Origin of the sequence: Sphingomonas sp., assembly GCF_036388215.1 — a bacterium.
Taxonomy (GTDB): Bacteria; Pseudomonadota; Alphaproteobacteria; order Sphingomonadales; family Sphingomonadaceae; genus Sphingomonas.
Map to the genome: position 1 here is coordinate 91,966 of NZ_DASVSH010000004.1, position 14,219 is coordinate 106,184.

At 64.8% G+C, this 14,219-nt stretch carries 17 protein-coding genes and 3 pseudogenes; 3 read left to right on the forward strand and 17 right to left on the reverse strand.

Annotated elements, in window-relative coordinates:
• Positions 1-5 precede the first annotated feature (5 nt).
• Together VF617_RS01905 and argH are read right to left on the reverse strand one after the other, a co-directional pair.
• Positions 6-239 carry a hypothetical protein gene (locus tag VF617_RS01905; RefSeq protein WP_331013164.1) on the reverse strand — a complete coding sequence of 78 codons (234 nt, stop codon included), beginning with the start codon at positions 237-239 and terminating at the stop codon, positions 6-8.
• The gene (gene argH / locus VF617_RS01910; RefSeq protein WP_331013165.1) at positions 239-1,615 is read right to left on the reverse strand and encodes an argininosuccinate lyase; all 1,377 of its coding nucleotides are present in this window, start codon (positions 1,613-1,615) and stop codon (positions 239-241) included. The genes VF617_RS01905 and argH overlap by 1 nt, the downstream gene beginning before the upstream one ends.
• 16 nt (positions 1,616-1,631) lie before the next feature.
• Here argH and VF617_RS01915 point away from each other — a divergent pair, with 16 nt between their 5' ends.
• The 3 genes from VF617_RS01915 (at position 1,632) to VF617_RS01925 (ending at position 4,316) form a co-directional block, all read left to right on the forward strand.
• Positions 1,632-2,207: a TlpA disulfide reductase family protein gene (locus VF617_RS01915; protein ID WP_331013166.1), complete on the forward strand. Its 576-nt coding sequence runs from the start codon at positions 1,632-1,634 to the stop codon at positions 2,205-2,207.
• A gap of 5 nt (positions 2,208-2,212) precedes the next feature.
• A complete protein-coding gene (locus tag VF617_RS01920) occupies positions 2,213-3,490 on the forward strand; it encodes a rhamnogalacturonan acetylesterase (RefSeq protein ID WP_331013185.1) in 1,278 nt (425 codons plus the stop codon).
• Between the two features lie 115 nt (positions 3,491-3,605).
• On the forward strand, positions 3,606-4,316 hold the full coding sequence (locus VF617_RS01925; RefSeq protein ID WP_331013167.1) for a hypothetical protein: 711 nt from the start codon (positions 3,606-3,608) through the stop codon (positions 4,314-4,316).
• A gap of 209 nt (positions 4,317-4,525) precedes the next feature.
• On the opposite strand, the pseudogene VF617_RS01930 reads toward VF617_RS01925, so the two are convergent.
• From VF617_RS01930 to VF617_RS02000, 15 genes and pseudogenes are all read right to left on the reverse strand, one after another.
• Positions 4,526-5,316 (reverse strand): annotated as a pseudogene (locus VF617_RS01930) (IS1595 family transposase); the annotation flags it as partial.
• Positions 5,295-5,492, reverse strand: a complete 198-nt coding sequence (locus tag VF617_RS01935) for a hypothetical protein (protein WP_331013168.1) — start codon at positions 5,490-5,492, stop codon at positions 5,295-5,297. The gene VF617_RS01935 and the pseudogene VF617_RS01930, both read right to left, overlap by 22 nt.
• A 182-nt stretch (positions 5,493-5,674) precedes the next feature.
• The gene (locus VF617_RS01940; protein WP_331013169.1) at positions 5,675-5,935 is read right to left on the reverse strand and encodes a helix-turn-helix transcriptional regulator; all 261 of its coding nucleotides are present in this window, start codon (positions 5,933-5,935) and stop codon (positions 5,675-5,677) included.
• 289 nt (positions 5,936-6,224) lie between these two features.
• Positions 6,225-6,914: a DNA methyltransferase gene (locus tag VF617_RS01945; RefSeq protein ID WP_331013170.1), complete on the reverse strand. Its 690-nt coding sequence runs from the start codon at positions 6,912-6,914 to the stop codon at positions 6,225-6,227.
• Entirely contained in the window at positions 6,911-8,047 is a 1,137-nt protein-coding gene (locus tag VF617_RS01950) for a phosphoadenosine phosphosulfate reductase family protein (protein ID WP_331013171.1), read from the reverse strand. Before VF617_RS01950 ends, VF617_RS01945 begins: the two co-directional genes overlap by 4 nt.
• Positions 8,044-10,437 (reverse strand): DNA cytosine methyltransferase, encoded by a 2,394-nt coding sequence (locus VF617_RS01955; RefSeq protein WP_331013172.1) that lies wholly within the window; start codon positions 10,435-10,437, stop codon positions 8,044-8,046. Before VF617_RS01955 ends, VF617_RS01950 begins: the two co-directional genes overlap by 4 nt.
• Complete coding sequence (locus tag VF617_RS01960) at positions 10,434-11,075, reverse strand: J domain-containing protein (protein WP_331013173.1); 642 nt, start codon at positions 11,073-11,075, stop codon at positions 10,434-10,436. The genes VF617_RS01955 and VF617_RS01960 overlap by 4 nt, the downstream gene beginning before the upstream one ends.
• A 148-nt stretch (positions 11,076-11,223) precedes the next feature.
• Positions 11,224-11,424 carry a hypothetical protein gene (locus VF617_RS01965; protein WP_331013174.1) on the reverse strand — a complete coding sequence of 67 codons (201 nt, stop codon included), beginning with the start codon at positions 11,422-11,424 and terminating at the stop codon, positions 11,224-11,226.
• Entirely contained in the window at positions 11,421-11,744 is a 324-nt protein-coding gene (locus VF617_RS01970; protein WP_331013175.1) for a hypothetical protein, read from the reverse strand. Before VF617_RS01970 ends, VF617_RS01965 begins: the two co-directional genes overlap by 4 nt.
• A pseudogene (locus VF617_RS16490) lies at positions 11,744-11,929 on the reverse strand (DNA translocase FtsK); the annotation flags it as partial. The gene VF617_RS01970 and the pseudogene VF617_RS16490, both read right to left, overlap by 1 nt.
• A gap of 144 nt (positions 11,930-12,073) precedes the next feature.
• Positions 12,074-12,307, reverse strand: a pseudogene (locus VF617_RS01980) (DUF2312 domain-containing protein); the annotation flags it as partial.
• Positions 12,308-12,577: 270 nt separating this feature from the next.
• Entirely contained in the window at positions 12,578-13,006 is a 429-nt protein-coding gene (locus tag VF617_RS01985) for a hypothetical protein (protein WP_331013176.1), read from the reverse strand.
• A gap of 108 nt (positions 13,007-13,114) precedes the next feature.
• Positions 13,115-13,429 (reverse strand): ogr/Delta-like zinc finger family protein, encoded by a 315-nt coding sequence (locus VF617_RS01990; RefSeq protein ID WP_331013177.1) that lies wholly within the window; start codon positions 13,427-13,429, stop codon positions 13,115-13,117.
• The gene (locus VF617_RS01995) at positions 13,426-13,920 is read right to left on the reverse strand and encodes a hypothetical protein (RefSeq protein ID WP_331013178.1); all 495 of its coding nucleotides are present in this window, start codon (positions 13,918-13,920) and stop codon (positions 13,426-13,428) included. The genes VF617_RS01990 and VF617_RS01995 overlap by 4 nt, the downstream gene beginning before the upstream one ends.
• A partial coding sequence (locus VF617_RS02000) for a hypothetical protein (protein WP_331013179.1) occupies positions 13,917-14,219 on the reverse strand: 303 nt, incomplete at its 5' end. The genes VF617_RS01995 and VF617_RS02000, both read right to left, overlap by 4 nt.

Here is a 14,219-nt window from a genome sequence, read left to right on the forward strand (position 1 = left end):
TCGCGTCAGGAAGGCGGGAGATCATATTCGTCGCTGCGGCGCTTGTCCGAGCTTTCGATCAGATCGTCGCTGCGCGCCGGACGGGTCTGGACCGGGGGCTTGAGCAAGTCACCGGGCGTAGGCGTCGCCTCGGCGCCATAGGGCGCGACAGGCAGCGGCGCGTTTTGCGCGGGCTTGAGCTCTTCGCGCGCGCCGCATCCAGCCACAAGGAGGCCCGCCGCCACCACCAATCGCTTCATCACGCTTCCTCCTCGCGCGCCCTTCGCGCCGCCTTCACGCTTTCGCGCACGCGCGCCGGGGCGGTGCCGCCAAAGCTGGTCCGGCTCGATACCGACGCATCGACACTGAGAACGCCATAGACGCCGCCATCGATCCTGTCGTCAATTTCCTGCAAAGCAGCCAGATCGAGTTGATCGAGCCGCAGCCCCGCTGCGTCGGCCCTGGCCACCGCCCGTCCCGTGATGTGATGCGCCTCGCGAAACGGCACGCCCGCCTCGCGCACCAGCCAGTCCGCCAGATCGGTCGCGGTCGAGAAGCCGGTCTCGGCGGCGGCGCGCATCCTTGTCCGCCGGAAGGTCGCGCTCTCGACCATCCCGGTCATGGCGGCGATGCTCAGGCCCAGCAGGTCGTGCGCTTCGAACACCGGCGGCTTGTCGTCCTGCATGTCCTTCGAATAGGCCAGCGGGAGCCCCTTCATCGTGATCATCAGGCTCACGAGCGCGCCCGTGATCCGGCCCGAATGCCCGCGCACTAGCTCGGCGGCGTCGGGATTGCGCTTTTGCGGCATGATCGACGAGCCGGTGGACCATTGATCCGATAGGCTCACAAAGCCGAAGGGCTGGCTCGCCCAGATCACGAATTCCTCCGCCAGTCTGCTGAGGTGCAAAGCGGTCTGCGCGGCGCAAGTGAGATATTCGATCGCAAAGTCGCGGTCGGAGACGCTGTCCAGCGAGTTGCGCGTCGGTCCGTCGAAGCCGAGCGCCGCCGCGGTGGCATCGCGGTCGATCGCGAAGCCAGTGCCCGCCAGCGCCGCCGATCCGAGCGGGCACAGGTTCATCCGCGCCCGCGCATCGCGCAGCCGCGAGCGATCGCGCGCGAACATCTCGAAATAGGCCATCAGGTGATGCCCGAGCGTGACCGGCTGCGCGACCTGGAGGTGCGTGAACCCCGGCATCACGCTCTCTGCATGCTCCTCGGCCCGGGCCAGCAGCGCGTCCTGCAGCGCGCCGAGCGCCGCCTCCGCCTGATCCACCGCGTCGCGCACCCACAAGCGGAAGTCGGTCGCGACCTGATCGTTGCGTGAGCGCGCTGTGTGCAGCCGCCCCGCCGCCGGCCCGATCATCTCGGCCAGCCGATGCTCCGCCGCCATGTGGATGTCCTCGAGCGCGAGGTTTTCGGGGACTCCCTGCTCGTCATATTCCGAAGCCAGCGCGTCCAGCCCGAACCCGATCGCCTTCGCATCGTCGGCGGTGATTATGCCCTGCGCGCCCAGCATTTCGGCATGCGCCCGCGAGCCCGCCAGGTCCTGCCGCCACATCCGCTTGTCGAAGGGGATCGACGCGTTTATCTCGCGCATGACTGCAGAGGGCCCTTCGGCGAAGCGCCCACCCCACATCGTATTGGAGCTGTCCTTGCGCTCGACTATCGCGCTTCTCCTATTGGCCGCACTCGCAACCGGCGGCTGCGATAGGCAATCCTCGGCCCCGCGACAAGCGGAGGAAAAAGCCCCCGCCGCCAACGCCGCCGCAAGCGCGGATAGCGCCCAGATCGACCGAAGCCACAAAAGCGAAGCCGCTCCGGCGATTCCCTTCGCCGATCCCGCCGGCAAGCGCGTGATCCTTGCCGATTTCGCGGGCAGGCCGGTGCTGGTCAATCTCTGGGCGACCTGGTGCGCGCCGTGCGTGAAGGAAATGCCGACGCTCGATGCGCTGGCCCTGGCGAAGGGCGATGCGCTCCAGGTGCTGACGATCAGCCAGGACCTCAAGGGCAAGGAAGTCGTCGCGCCCTTTTTCGAAAAGGCCAAGTTCAAGAAGCTCCAGCCCTGGCTCGATACCGACATCGCGTGGAGCATGACGCTCGGCGCCAATCTGCCGATGACGATCCTCTACGATGCAGCGGGAAGGGAGGTCTGGCGCGTGTCGGGCGAGATGGACTGGATGGGCGCGAAGGCGGCGGCGCTGGTCGCCGAAGCCGGAGGAGGGAAGTGAGCGCCATGATGGTTCGCATCGCCGGCCTGGCCGTGGCCCTGATGCTGGCGTGCGCCCCGGCACAGGCGCAGCGCGTACTGTTCGGTGGCAAAGCGAATTCCGGCGAGATCGCGCGTGCCGCCCAGGGGAGCGAGGCGGCGCGCTTCGGCTTCGACGGTCCCACGCCATTGCCCCATGCGCGCGGCGTTCAGGGCAAGGAGCCGTTTTATTTCTGGCTCGATCTGGCCCCTGGCAATTACCGGGTGACGGTCACGCTGGGCGGCCCCGCCGCTTCCCGCACCACCGTGAAGGCCGAATTGCGCCGGCTGATGCTCTCCGCGGTGGCAGTGCCGGCCGGGGGCACGCGCCGACTGAGTTTCATCGTCAATGTCCGCACGCCGACGATCGCGGGCGGCGGAACGGTGCGGCTCAAGGCTCCGCGCGAAACGACGCAGGAAGCCGCGGCCTGGGATCCCCGCCTGACGCTGGAGTTCAACGGGCTGCGGCCCGCGGTGCGCAGCGTCCAGGTAGAGCCGCTCCGCGTGCCCACCATCTATCTGCTGGGCGATTCGACGGTCACCGATCAGTCGGGCGAGCCCTATGCGAGCTGGGGGCAGATGCTCACCGCGATGTTCCGCCCGACGATCGCCATCGCCAATCACGGCGAATCGGGAGAATCGGTGGCGGCGTCGAACGATCGCGGCCGCTTCGCCAAGATCATTGGCGAAATCCAGCCTGGCGATCTGTTCGTCGTCCAGTTCGGGCATAACGACATGAAGGACAAGCAGCGCGACCCGCAGGCTCCGGCGAAGTATCGCGATGGGCTGATCGCATGGGCGCGCGCCGTCCAGGACAAGGGCGCCACTGCCGTGATCGTCACGCCGATGAACCGGCATCGTTTCGTGGAGGGGCGCGTTATCAACACGCTCGAGGAATATCCGCAGATGGCGCGCGACGCGGCGCAAGCGAGCGGAGCCCGGCTGATCGACCTCAATGCGCTGTCCAAGACGCTGTACGAAGCCTTTGGCGAGCAGGCTTCGCTCGAGCTGTTCAAGCACGAAGCCGGTGGCACGAACCGCGACGCCACGCACCACAGCCCCTTCGGCGCCTGGGAACTGGCCCGCGTGATAGCGGCCGAGCTGGCGCGGGTGGACGTGATCGCGGCCAGAGCGGTCAAGCCGGAATTCCGGCGCTTCGATCCATCCAAGCCCGATCGGTTCGCCGATTTCCACGTGCCGCCCAGCCCGACTCTGCTGACCATGCGGCCATTGGGCGACGATGCGTATAAGCCGGTTAAGAATTAGAAGCGCTGCGGTATTCGGTAGCAAACGCACCAACGCTGTGCGGCGGCTATAGGGCGCGACGCAAAGCCTTCCTTCGAGGACCGACAAGGTTCATAGTCGCTCAATGCGAGCTACGATGAATCTGGACCCGCAGGATGGCGACTTGGACTTCCTCCAAGACATTGAGCGGACGTTCGAGCTTCGGCTGGCGCAAGAGCATGTCGGCCACTGGAAGACGCTTGGTGACATTCACCAGACCATCACGGGCCTCTTGCAAACGTCGGCTGCTGTAGGGGCGTGTCCGACATCGATGACGTTTTATCGTCTGCGGCGGGCATTTCTGGAACGTGGGGCTTCGCGGGGGACCGTCGTCCCATCGACGCGCCTTGATGTCTTCCAGGCAGACAGGCCCGCTAGGCTCCTGCGGATTTTGAGCAAAGCCACGGGGCTCACGATGCCGAGCGCACGCTTAGGATTGCTGGGCACCATTGGAGCATATTTGTTCGCCATCGCGCTCGTTGGCGCAATCGTCGCTCTGCTTACGGGGCATTGGCTGGCGGCGATCGGCATCGCGGTTATCTTGCCGCTCAGCTTTGGCCTAATCCACCTCGACGCCGGCCACTTCCCGGCCGGCATTGAAACCATTGCAGACTTGGCCCGACGTAGCGCCGCTCTGAGCCGCCAAAAACTTGTAGCGGACGGTGCGCGAGACATGCCGGGTCAAACGTGGGACGTGATAGCGGCGCTTGCCGCCGAGCATTCTGGCCTCGATGCCAACGAGCTAAGCCAAAAGACTTACTTGTTCCGACATGTCTTGGAAGCCGACATGAAGGCAGCGGCAGCTTGACCGACACTATCCAGCTTCGATGACACACTGGATGCGGGCGGTCGCGATCAACACGCCCGCAAGGACGCCATCATCGTCAGGCTCCGTCATCCTGCCCTCAACGAAACGCTGTCGGGAGACGATTTCGTTAAGTTCGCCGATCGTCCCGGCTGCGATCTCCAGCACCACTGGCTGCGCGGCTCCGATTAGGTGGAAGCGAAATAAGCCCATCACGCGGCAACCCGCCGCCGCTGCCAGTAGCCCTTCCACTGACGCGACACGGGGCTGTGGAGTCCAGCCGCCGTGAGTTCAGAAACTGCTCACCGTTGGACCGACGGCGATTGTCCTCGCGCCACGACATCTCATTGGCATAGCCTTCGAGGTGAACCGCGATTCGATGATAGACACCCCGCTCAGCGCGACGCAGGCGCGAGAAAAATGACTCGGCCTGATTGGTGTTTATATCGCCCTCGGCGTAGCTCTTCGAGTGATCGATACGCTTGAGATCGACGAGCGCTTCGAGAGAATCATAGGATTTCGCTTCATCGGCGAACATCTGGCTGTTCGCGATGTCCACCACATAGGGCACCATGCCAGCGCCCTCGACCTCGCTACAAATGAAGGGACGCGAACGCCCCTTCCGCTCGCGCATGATCGTCACGCATTTGCGCTTGCCTGTCTGGTTGGCGAGCTTGCGCCGATCGCGCCGATTCTCCTTCCGCGTCGATGGCTTCACGTATCCACCAAAGTACGCGCCATCGATCTCGACCTTGCCCGATAGCTGATCGGCATGTTGAACCTTGCCCATCACTTCCCGCAGCTTTTGCAGCAGGACGAAGGCGGTCTTGGCCTCCACTTTCAGGTCGCGGCTGAGGTGGAGCGCACTGAGTCCCTTCGCACCATTGATGAAAAGCGCGATGGCGAACAGAATGTCGCGATGCTCCAGCTTGCGTCCGGCAAAGATGGTGCCGGACGTGGCTGAGAACTGCTTGAGGCAGTCTACGCATTTGAAGAGGCGGCGCTTCCGCTCGACTCCAGTCTTGCGGTCTTGACCGCCCGAGTGATACGATAGGCTACCGCACAGCCGCAGTGATGACAGAACGGCTCGCGCTCGATCGACAGATGGATGTCTTCAAGCTCCCCGGTGAGAGCGGAATAGCGCTTTTGAAGCGAGTGACGCAGATTGGTGATACCCATGCCCATAAGGCTGCGGTCACGGCGTCGAAAACGCCACCCGGTACTTGGTGCGTTTGCTACCCAATACCGAAGCGCTGGATGCCCCGTGAGGATTCGGAATACATTTCTAAGTCCCTGATATAAATAAAATTTTGAGAGGTTCGCTAGGTCGAGGCCCCCAGCGAGGCCCCCAAGTGAATGGTTCAACCGCGCGGCAGGCGGCGCTGGCGATCGGCTTTCCAGGCGAGGATTTCGCTCTCCCACCAACCGACACAGCCTTCGCTGAGCTGGACTTTCGGCGGGAACTTGCCCTCGCGGTGCAGCCGATTGATCGTGGCCTGACTGAGCCCGACGATCCCCTGCGTTGGCGGCTCCCCGCGCCGCGCGACGCCGATCGCCAGATCCTTCATGCGAAGGAAGCGGCCCGAAGGTGCTGCCTGGGGGGGATTGCTCATGTCGCTCATTGGTTTTCTCGGTTGGGGCTGAGGCTGGGATTGGATTGATTCGCAGTGACGCCCCGGCTCGCGCGCCAGGCGGTCCAGGCGTCGGCGTGGGTCGGGCACAAATCCTTGTTGGGCGCGGGGAAGGTGGCGCAGGTGGTGCAGATCGGCGCGCTGCAGGTGCCGCCGTCCACCTTCCAGTCACAAAGCAAGGGCGCCGGTCGACCGCACGCGCAGCACGGTTTAGGCTTGCGGCGGGAAGAGCAGACGATCGCCCTAATTCCGCCGGGGAGGGAGACGTTGTCGCAGGGCATCACGCGGCCTCGCGCGCCGCTTCGACCGCGGCGGTGATGCGATCGACCGCGGTGGCGAAGTGTTGCGGGTTATGCTCGATGCCGGTGAAGCGCTTCCCGGCACGGATCGCGGCGACGCCGGTGGAGCCAGTGCCCATGAAAGGGTCACACACGGTTTCGCCAGCGACGTTGCGCAGGATCTTCGCCATAACTTTGTCGGGTTTGACGGTGGGGTGGCCGAACTTCTGCTTGCCGCGCGGCGAGTAGGCTTCGACTTGGCGGTCCAGGTCTTCCAGTGTCCCGCGCGGATGGAACCCACGGTTCCACGCGTGAACGTAAAATTCCATGACCGGCCGATAGTGCTTGTTCGCGACAGGCTGTGGGTTGCTCTTTCGCCAGGTACACACCGCCTGCCGCTCGAAGCTTCCGTCGATATACGGCAGAAGCTTGGGTAGCTGATCGTTGTGGCAAAATACGATCGCCCCGCCGCATAGCAGTGGATTGAGGACCGAGTGGTCGAAGCCGTCGCTCAACTTCTCTGCGACGATCTGGGCCATGCCCTTGCGGCTCTGGCGATAATGGCCTCCACCCTCCGCCCGGAACTCATAGGGTGGGTCCATGACGTCCGCGTCGAACCACCCGAGAGTAGGGCGGATTTTGTAGGCGTCGCCGAGGTGGAGTGTGGCCGCGCCCATCACGACAGTCGTCATGCCGCTTCCTTCAATCGCTGCTCGGCGAAGAGCTGGGCGATCCGGTCGCGCACTGCCTGCGCGGTAGGATAGGGGGTGGTCAGGTTGTGGGTGGCGAGAATCAAGGCGCGCACCGCGGCGATCTTTGCCGCCTCGTTGATGTCGGGAACGCGCTGCGGCCAGCCTTTCACGTAGCGAAGATTGGCGGGCAGCGATGCCTCCAAGCGGCGCCTCTCGGCGCCGAGGGCTTTGCCCTTTGCGAAGTCGCTGGCCAGTGATGCAGGCAGCAAATCGGGCGCAACGTCGCCGAGCCACCGATCGGGTTGAAAGCTAAAGGTGGTTTTGGCTTCTTGATCTACGAGATGGTGCAGAACGCCGCGATTCCCAGGCGCGCGAGCGGCGACGGTAATGTCATTGATCGATCCCAGTACGCAGAAGGCGCAGCCGTGGCGGGTGCTGCCGAGACTATAGCTTTCCGGCAACGGCAACTCATGCTGGCCGATGAAGGTGTAGACCTCCTCCTCGAGAAGGTTGACGCCGGGGTGCCAAGTCAGGATGTGCCCGCCGGCCGCCCGCCGATAGCGGTCGCCCTCCGCCTTCGAGATTGGCGTCAATGCGCGTTTGAGGCTCTCCTGCCTGCGAATGCCGACGACCGAAACGATCTGCTGATCCGGCCACCGGCGCAACAGTTCCGGGAGGATTACCTGCGTCTTCATCTCGGCGGTGCAAAAGCGGTTACTAGCCGAGGACCATGGCCCGGTGAGGTGATAGGTCAGCAGATCTTGGTAGCGCTGGCATCCCAGCTCGAACCGCCGTTCCCACCGGGACAGCATATCGTGGCTTTTATTGCGCACGATAATGAGCGGAACGCCCAACCGCTCGGCGGCGGCCTCAACCGTGCCCGGGGTCGATTGCCATTCTATGCGACCGAGATTTGCGTGAATTGCTACGCGGCGGTCTGCAGGGTGGCCTAGCTGGTCGAGAAGCCGGTTTGCTGCAAAGCTGATCGAGACGCTATCCTTGCCACCCGACAGGCTGAAGGCGACCGGCGATCCGCACTGCACAGCAGCGCGCACGGAGTCGTCAACGGCCAGCTCCTCAAAGCCATCAGTGAACAGGCCGAGCTGGCCGCGGTGCTCGAAGCGCAGCGTCACTGCATGTCCCAATCGAGCGCGGGCTGGCGCAGGTCGGTGGCGATCGCCATGCGGAAGGGGCTGACCCAGATTTCCTTGCTGGAGAGGGTGAAGGTTTCGCCGAGCGCGGCCAGGAGCAGGGTCTCCCCAATCTCGTGGGCCATGGCGCGCGATGCGGCAGAGGGTACGGCGTTGCCGATCCATTCGCGCCGGGTGGCGTCCGACGTCGCTTCGAGCGCGAAATCATCGACCATGCGCCAGGCGTTCAGTTCGGTGTCGAAGTGGAAGACGTCTTCGGGGTCGAACAGCGATTGCAGCGAGGCCAGCTCCAGCGTCGTGAACGGCCGATGCCAGGTGCCGTCGGTGCTGATGATGCGGCAAACAAGCCGATCGCTTGGCGCGGGCAGCACAATCGGGTCGCAGTCGAGATCTACCGGCCGGGGATCGGCAACGGCGCCGCGGCCATTGTCGTGCGAAGCGGTGGCGCTGACGGTGCCGGCGCTCCCCTTCCAGGCAACGACGCCATAATGTCCCGACGTCTGATAGGCGGCGCGCTGTACGCCTAGCCCGGCGCGGGGATCCGCGACGGCATAGGCGCCTCCACCGGGCGTGGCCTGGGCGGTGACCGCATTGACGTTGCCGGCCCACGGACGGACGCCGTATTGCTGGAAAGATTGGTTGCTCTGCTCCGGCCGAGGGTCGGCCACCGCGAAGGCGCCGTCGCCCGTCGTCGAAGCGCCGATCACAGCCCTGCTCGAGTCACAAAACGGCGTGACCTTGTACTTGCGGCTGTCATAGCCCGAGGGACCAGGACGGCAGTCAGCGACCGCGAGACCGCCTGCAGGACCGCCAGGACCAGCGACGGCCGGCGACGTGCCGCCCATCGGCACGATGCGGAACGTGTTGTTGAAGCGTGCCTTGCCGTGGAGCCGCGGATCCTGAACCGCATAGGGGCCGGTGCCGACCGAGACGTCGCCCTTCACGCATGCGGCGGTTGCCGTCCAGGCGCGAACGCCGAGCATAACCGAGCGCGGGTGTCCGTTAGGAACGCGCACGTCGGCCACGCTCAAGGCGCCTCCCGCGACGTGGACCGCGCCACTGACCGTTTTCGTCGATCCGCAATAGCTCGCGACCGAAAGAATATTCTGGTGCGTGGAAGGGCGATACCCCGGCCGCGGGTCAGCAACGCTTAGCGCGCCACTGCCCACGCGATCGCTGCCTGTAATTACAGGGGTCGCTGAGCTTGTGGAGACGACGCGCATCTTGTTCTGGTGGGCGTTCGGCCCGTGCGTCGGTCGCGGATCGGCGACGCTATAGGCGCCGTTGAGCGGGAAGCCGCGGCCGCCAATCACGCCACTCTCGCTATCCCAATCTGTGACGCCGAGGCTGGTGCGGTACATGTCCTGGTGCGGTCGCGGATCCGCGACGGCGTGGCGCCCGTGGAGCGGCGAGCGCTGATTGCCTATAACGACGCCGGTACTGTCACCCCAGCGATGCACGCCGAGTGCGCCATCCCGGAGCGGGATTTCTGGCACGATCCCGAAATCGGTAAGGACCCCATTCTCGACGTTGAGATCGTTAAGCGCGCGCCAGTCGCGCCCGGCCGGCACGAATGCCAAGCGCACCCAAGTCTTCCACTGCAGGCGCGGCACGCCGTGCATGACGCCGGCGACAGGATCGCCGGGCAAAGGCAGCTTGCCGATGACTTCGCCTACGCCGCGCAGCTTGTGCTTGACCGGCTGATAGACGAACGGCGGCACGCGCTCGGCGTGGCGGGCGATCAGCAGGTAGCGCTTCCGGCTCTGCGCCAGCCAGCCCAGCTCACCGCAATCGTGCTCGGTCTCGGCTACGTGATAGCCATAGGCGCGGAGGAGCTGCACGATCTTGTCGAGGAGCGCGCGCCCACGCTTGCGAATCCTCGGCACATTTTCGAAAAGAATGATCGGGATGGGCTCGTTCTTGTACGCTTCGAGCAGCAACCACACCGAGCGAAGGGTCAGGCCATTGAGCGCCTGATATTTGTCAGTCTTGCTCTGCTTCTCGCTGAGCAGCCCGGAAAACCCCTTGCACGGCATTGATGTGAAGGCGACGTCGATAGCCGGGCCAAATGCTGCATAGACGTCCTCGGGCGATGCTTCCTTCCACCCTGCCGGGGGAAGGGCGGCGTGGAACTCGATGTATTGCTCGCGCGAGAACAGGTCCATGACCGTGCCCTTGCCGCCCGTCAGCTTCTCAAAATTGCGGATCGCGCCCGCGTCGACGTCGATGCCGCCGGCACATTCAAATTTCGCCTGGATATTGCCGACGCGGGGGTTTGCCTGGTTGAAGCCGCGCGCTCCCGCGCCGATACCGCATGCCATGTGGGCGTGGCGGAACACGCGATGGGAGACGATCGAGCCGAGCGCGTTCATGCGCCGCGCTCCTGCTTGGCGGCTTCGAATGCTGCGCTCAGGCGGTCCCAGGCTCCGCGTTCGCCGCCGGCGTTGGGGTGGGCGGTCTTTGACTTGGCGCGATAGGCGGCGTTGATCACCTCGATCGATGCGTCGCGCGCGACTTCGAGCACTTCCCACCAAGGATCCGGCGCGGGAAGCGCGACATGGCCTGCGAAGGCCTGGCGCAGATCGGCGACGCCCCACCGCTCCTGGCCGCGCAGCGCATCAATGTGCGCGGCGATGGCAGCGATGTTGTCGGCGACGGTGTCCCAGCGATCACATGCGAGGACGTGGGGCTTGCCGTCGAGATCGAAGTAGAAGGCCACGCCGGGATCTTCGGGATCGCGGCGGCTGACGTTCTGGTCACGGGCGCCGGATGCCGTGAATCGGATGTTCATCGACAGGACGAGATTGAGGGCCCGCCAATTCTTGCCCGTGGGCGTCAGCGCATGAACCTGCTCTCGAAGGCGGCGCCTCGCGGTCGTCATCGTCAAGCGGCTGCCGCCGTCGCGGAAGAGCGCGGGCTTGCGTTCGCGTGAGCGGGGTCGATCGGCTGGCCACTTCAGCGGATAGCCGAGCTGAAACTCAGGCGCGCTCATGACTTTGGCGACCCGCATGCGCAGGTTTCGGGACCGTAAATCGCGTCGAAAATCGGGCGGTTGCGGATGCGCCAGTCGCGCGCGAACGCCAGACCGCGTGCACGTTCCTGCCTCGGGCTCTTTGCACGACGATCGGGCTTACGTGCGAGGCTCAGAACCTTTGTCATTACGAAATCACCTCATATTCTGCGATGTCGAAGGGGCTGCCGGTGCGGGACCAGCGGGCACCAAAGCGACCGTCTGCCGGCCAGCCCGGCGGGCTCATGGGATTAGGGTCGCTCTTGCCGAAGCCACCGTGCGCGAGGCGCACGCGAACGCGCTTGCCGATCGCCTCGGGAGGCAACTGACCGGGATTGCGCTTCATCATCGGGTGTGACTGCGGATCGAGGCCTCAACGACCTCTTGCTCGCAGCTGAACTCGAAGAGACGTGGGACGAGGCAGAGCGCGGTGGCCGTGTCGCCTCCCACCATCGCGCCGGCGAAATCGCCCAGATCGCGAAGGTCGAACTCAGACCGTGGAATATCGACGAACTGCGACAGCCTTTCCCAAGCGTCGCTCTCGTCAATCTCGACCTTGAGATTTAGCGTCTGAGGCCTGTTTACGCTGTCGGGCCAGGCAAGGTCGCCACCGAGGGCGCGGACAGCATCTTCCAGCGCCTCGCGCGCTATGCTCGCCATGACGCGCATCACGCCGCCTCCGCGCTGGGCAGGACTTCGCGCCGGCCGACGTGATCTGGCTTGGTAACGATGCCTTCGCGCTCCATGCGCTCGATCAGGCGTGCGGCTGCATTGTAGCCGATGCGCAAGTGGCGCTGGAGCCAGGACGTCGAGGCCTTGTTGTTGTCGCGGACGAGCGCCACGGCTTCGGCATAGCCGTCACCTTCGGCCGCCAGCTCGCGGGCCTTTTGATTTATGAGGACAGGCTGAGCGCAGCCAACGCGCATCGACACGGATGTATCGGCGGTGACCGCCTCCAGGCGCTCGATGACTGCGCCGAGAGGTGTGGTGCCGAAGCCCATGCCGAGGGCATTGCGATACGTCTCGAGCAGCGCATCCGCCTCGTCGCGGTGATGTTTCTCCATCTTCCGCAGGCGGACGATGTGGCGCATCGTCTTGGCGTCGAAGCCGGTTGATTTGGCTTCGGCGTAAACGTCCTTGATGTCGTCGGCCATGCCGCGCTTTTCTTCATCGAGGCGCTCGATCCGCTCGATGAAGAGCCGGAGCTGTTCGGCAGATATATTGTCCGTCATTTGCGGCGCGCCCCCAGGATTGAGCCGAGCATGATGAGCACCAGGAAAGGTGCGGCGATGAGAGCGATTACGGCGTAGGCCGCGGTGCGAAGCGGGCTGCGCTTGCGGGGTGTGGTGGCGGCACTCACGATAGTATTCCGGCGATGACGTGCGCGAGGGCGCGACCGGGGATGGCGACAAACACGACCAGTGCGCAGAGCAGGGTCAGGGCACCGAACGCCGGCTCCCGATTGCAGCAATGTGGGCAGGTGCAAGGCTGGATCTGCGCCATCAGAAGCGCTCCCCATTGGTGCATCCCGTGCAGATGCCGGGGCCAGCCCAGGCGCAGTTGCCGAGTTCGACGCAAACGCACGCATCGTTCTGGCTGCAGCCGCAACCGCGGCATATCTGGGGGTGCCGATCGGCATGCTCGGTAGCGAGCTGATGATAGACGGCGGGGTCGATGGAGAACGCCGCTTGAAGCAGTGCGATCGAATCGAGCGAGCGCGCAACCGTGCCCGGCGTCTCGAGGAGCCGGATCAGCGCGCGAACCTCGGCCTGGTTGCTGGCTGTTGTCGCGATCAGTGCTGCGATCTGCTCGATGCTTTTACCCGAAGCCGCGCGACGCAGGCCCACATATCTTGCCGGTGTGATCGGCGGACGATCGTCGTGCAGCGTCGATGACGGCACCGAGCGGGCGAGGATGGGCGCGTGGAGCATGGACGTTCTCCTGTGGGGTTCAGCGGACAAGCGAATGGCGTTTCCGAAAGCAGGACTTTCGGACGGGGAGGGACGGACTGGGGCGCCGCTAGCGGCGCAGGTTAGGGATCAGCCGCTCATGTCATCGACCACAGCGGCCGGCGGATCTTGATCGTTGGCAGGGGTGGGCGTGTTCTCGTTGGCGGCCGGAAGCTTCCACTCGCCGCTCGGCAAATGGATCTTCGGATTTGGCCTTGCGCTCGGCCGAACCGTGCGGATCACAGAAAGCTGAGCGACGAAGCTGTGCCCGCATTCGTGATTGTCGCAGGTCAGGCGCAGCTCGCGCACGATCGGCGTGATCTGCTCGCTCGACCGGACGATCGAACGATCGCCGCAATGCGGACAGTGAATTCCAGGCAGTCTCGGTTTCTTGGCGGTCGTCATTGGGGTCCCCCCAGGGTTTCCCGGCATGGCCCCGCGCCACGCCTAAGGAAGGCGAAGAGGCGCCGCGTCACGACCGCCATCGCGGAGCAAGCTTCCTCAGTAGAACCAATCGCGCGCTGCACGTCCCGCTCGGTAGCGGTGGGCAGCGACGCCCGGATTGCGTGATCGATGGCCTCACCATGTTCGCGTGCGGCGACAGCGACGGCGCTGGCGAGCGAGAGGTGGGAGGCCATCGTGGTTCCGGCTTCGAGATCGAAGAGCCGGGCATAGGTTTCGAGCAAGGGAGCACCGTCTCCCCCGGCGCCCATGAAGGCAGTGTCCAGCCAGAGGGACTGAGACAGCGTAGGATACGCGCGCGAAGCAGGATGGGCCCATTTCCGGATCAGTCGCTCGCTCTTGCCGACGGCGCGTGCTGCAGCGGCATAGCCGAGATGCTCGGCGATGCGGGTGACGGCCTCGGGAAAGGTGAGAGGATCGCGCGCGAGGGTCATCCGCCGAACCCGTCGATATGTAGAAAAAGCTTGCCGTCGGTGCCTTCGCAGAGCGCTGCATCGACCCCAGCCGGCGAGGCGTTCCAGAACATGATTGTTCTCTGTCCGCGCTCTTCCGCCTGACGCTGCAGATCCTGAAGCGCGAGGATCAATGTGCCGAGGCCGCGGGCACGCGCAACGCGGCCATCCTGCAGGGTAAGTCCCTTTGGGCTGAGCCGGAGAATTGTGGGAGCATCATCAGCCACGTGCGGCGTCCGAGTGCAAAATGCCGCTCCGATCGCACGCGACGATCGGAGCGG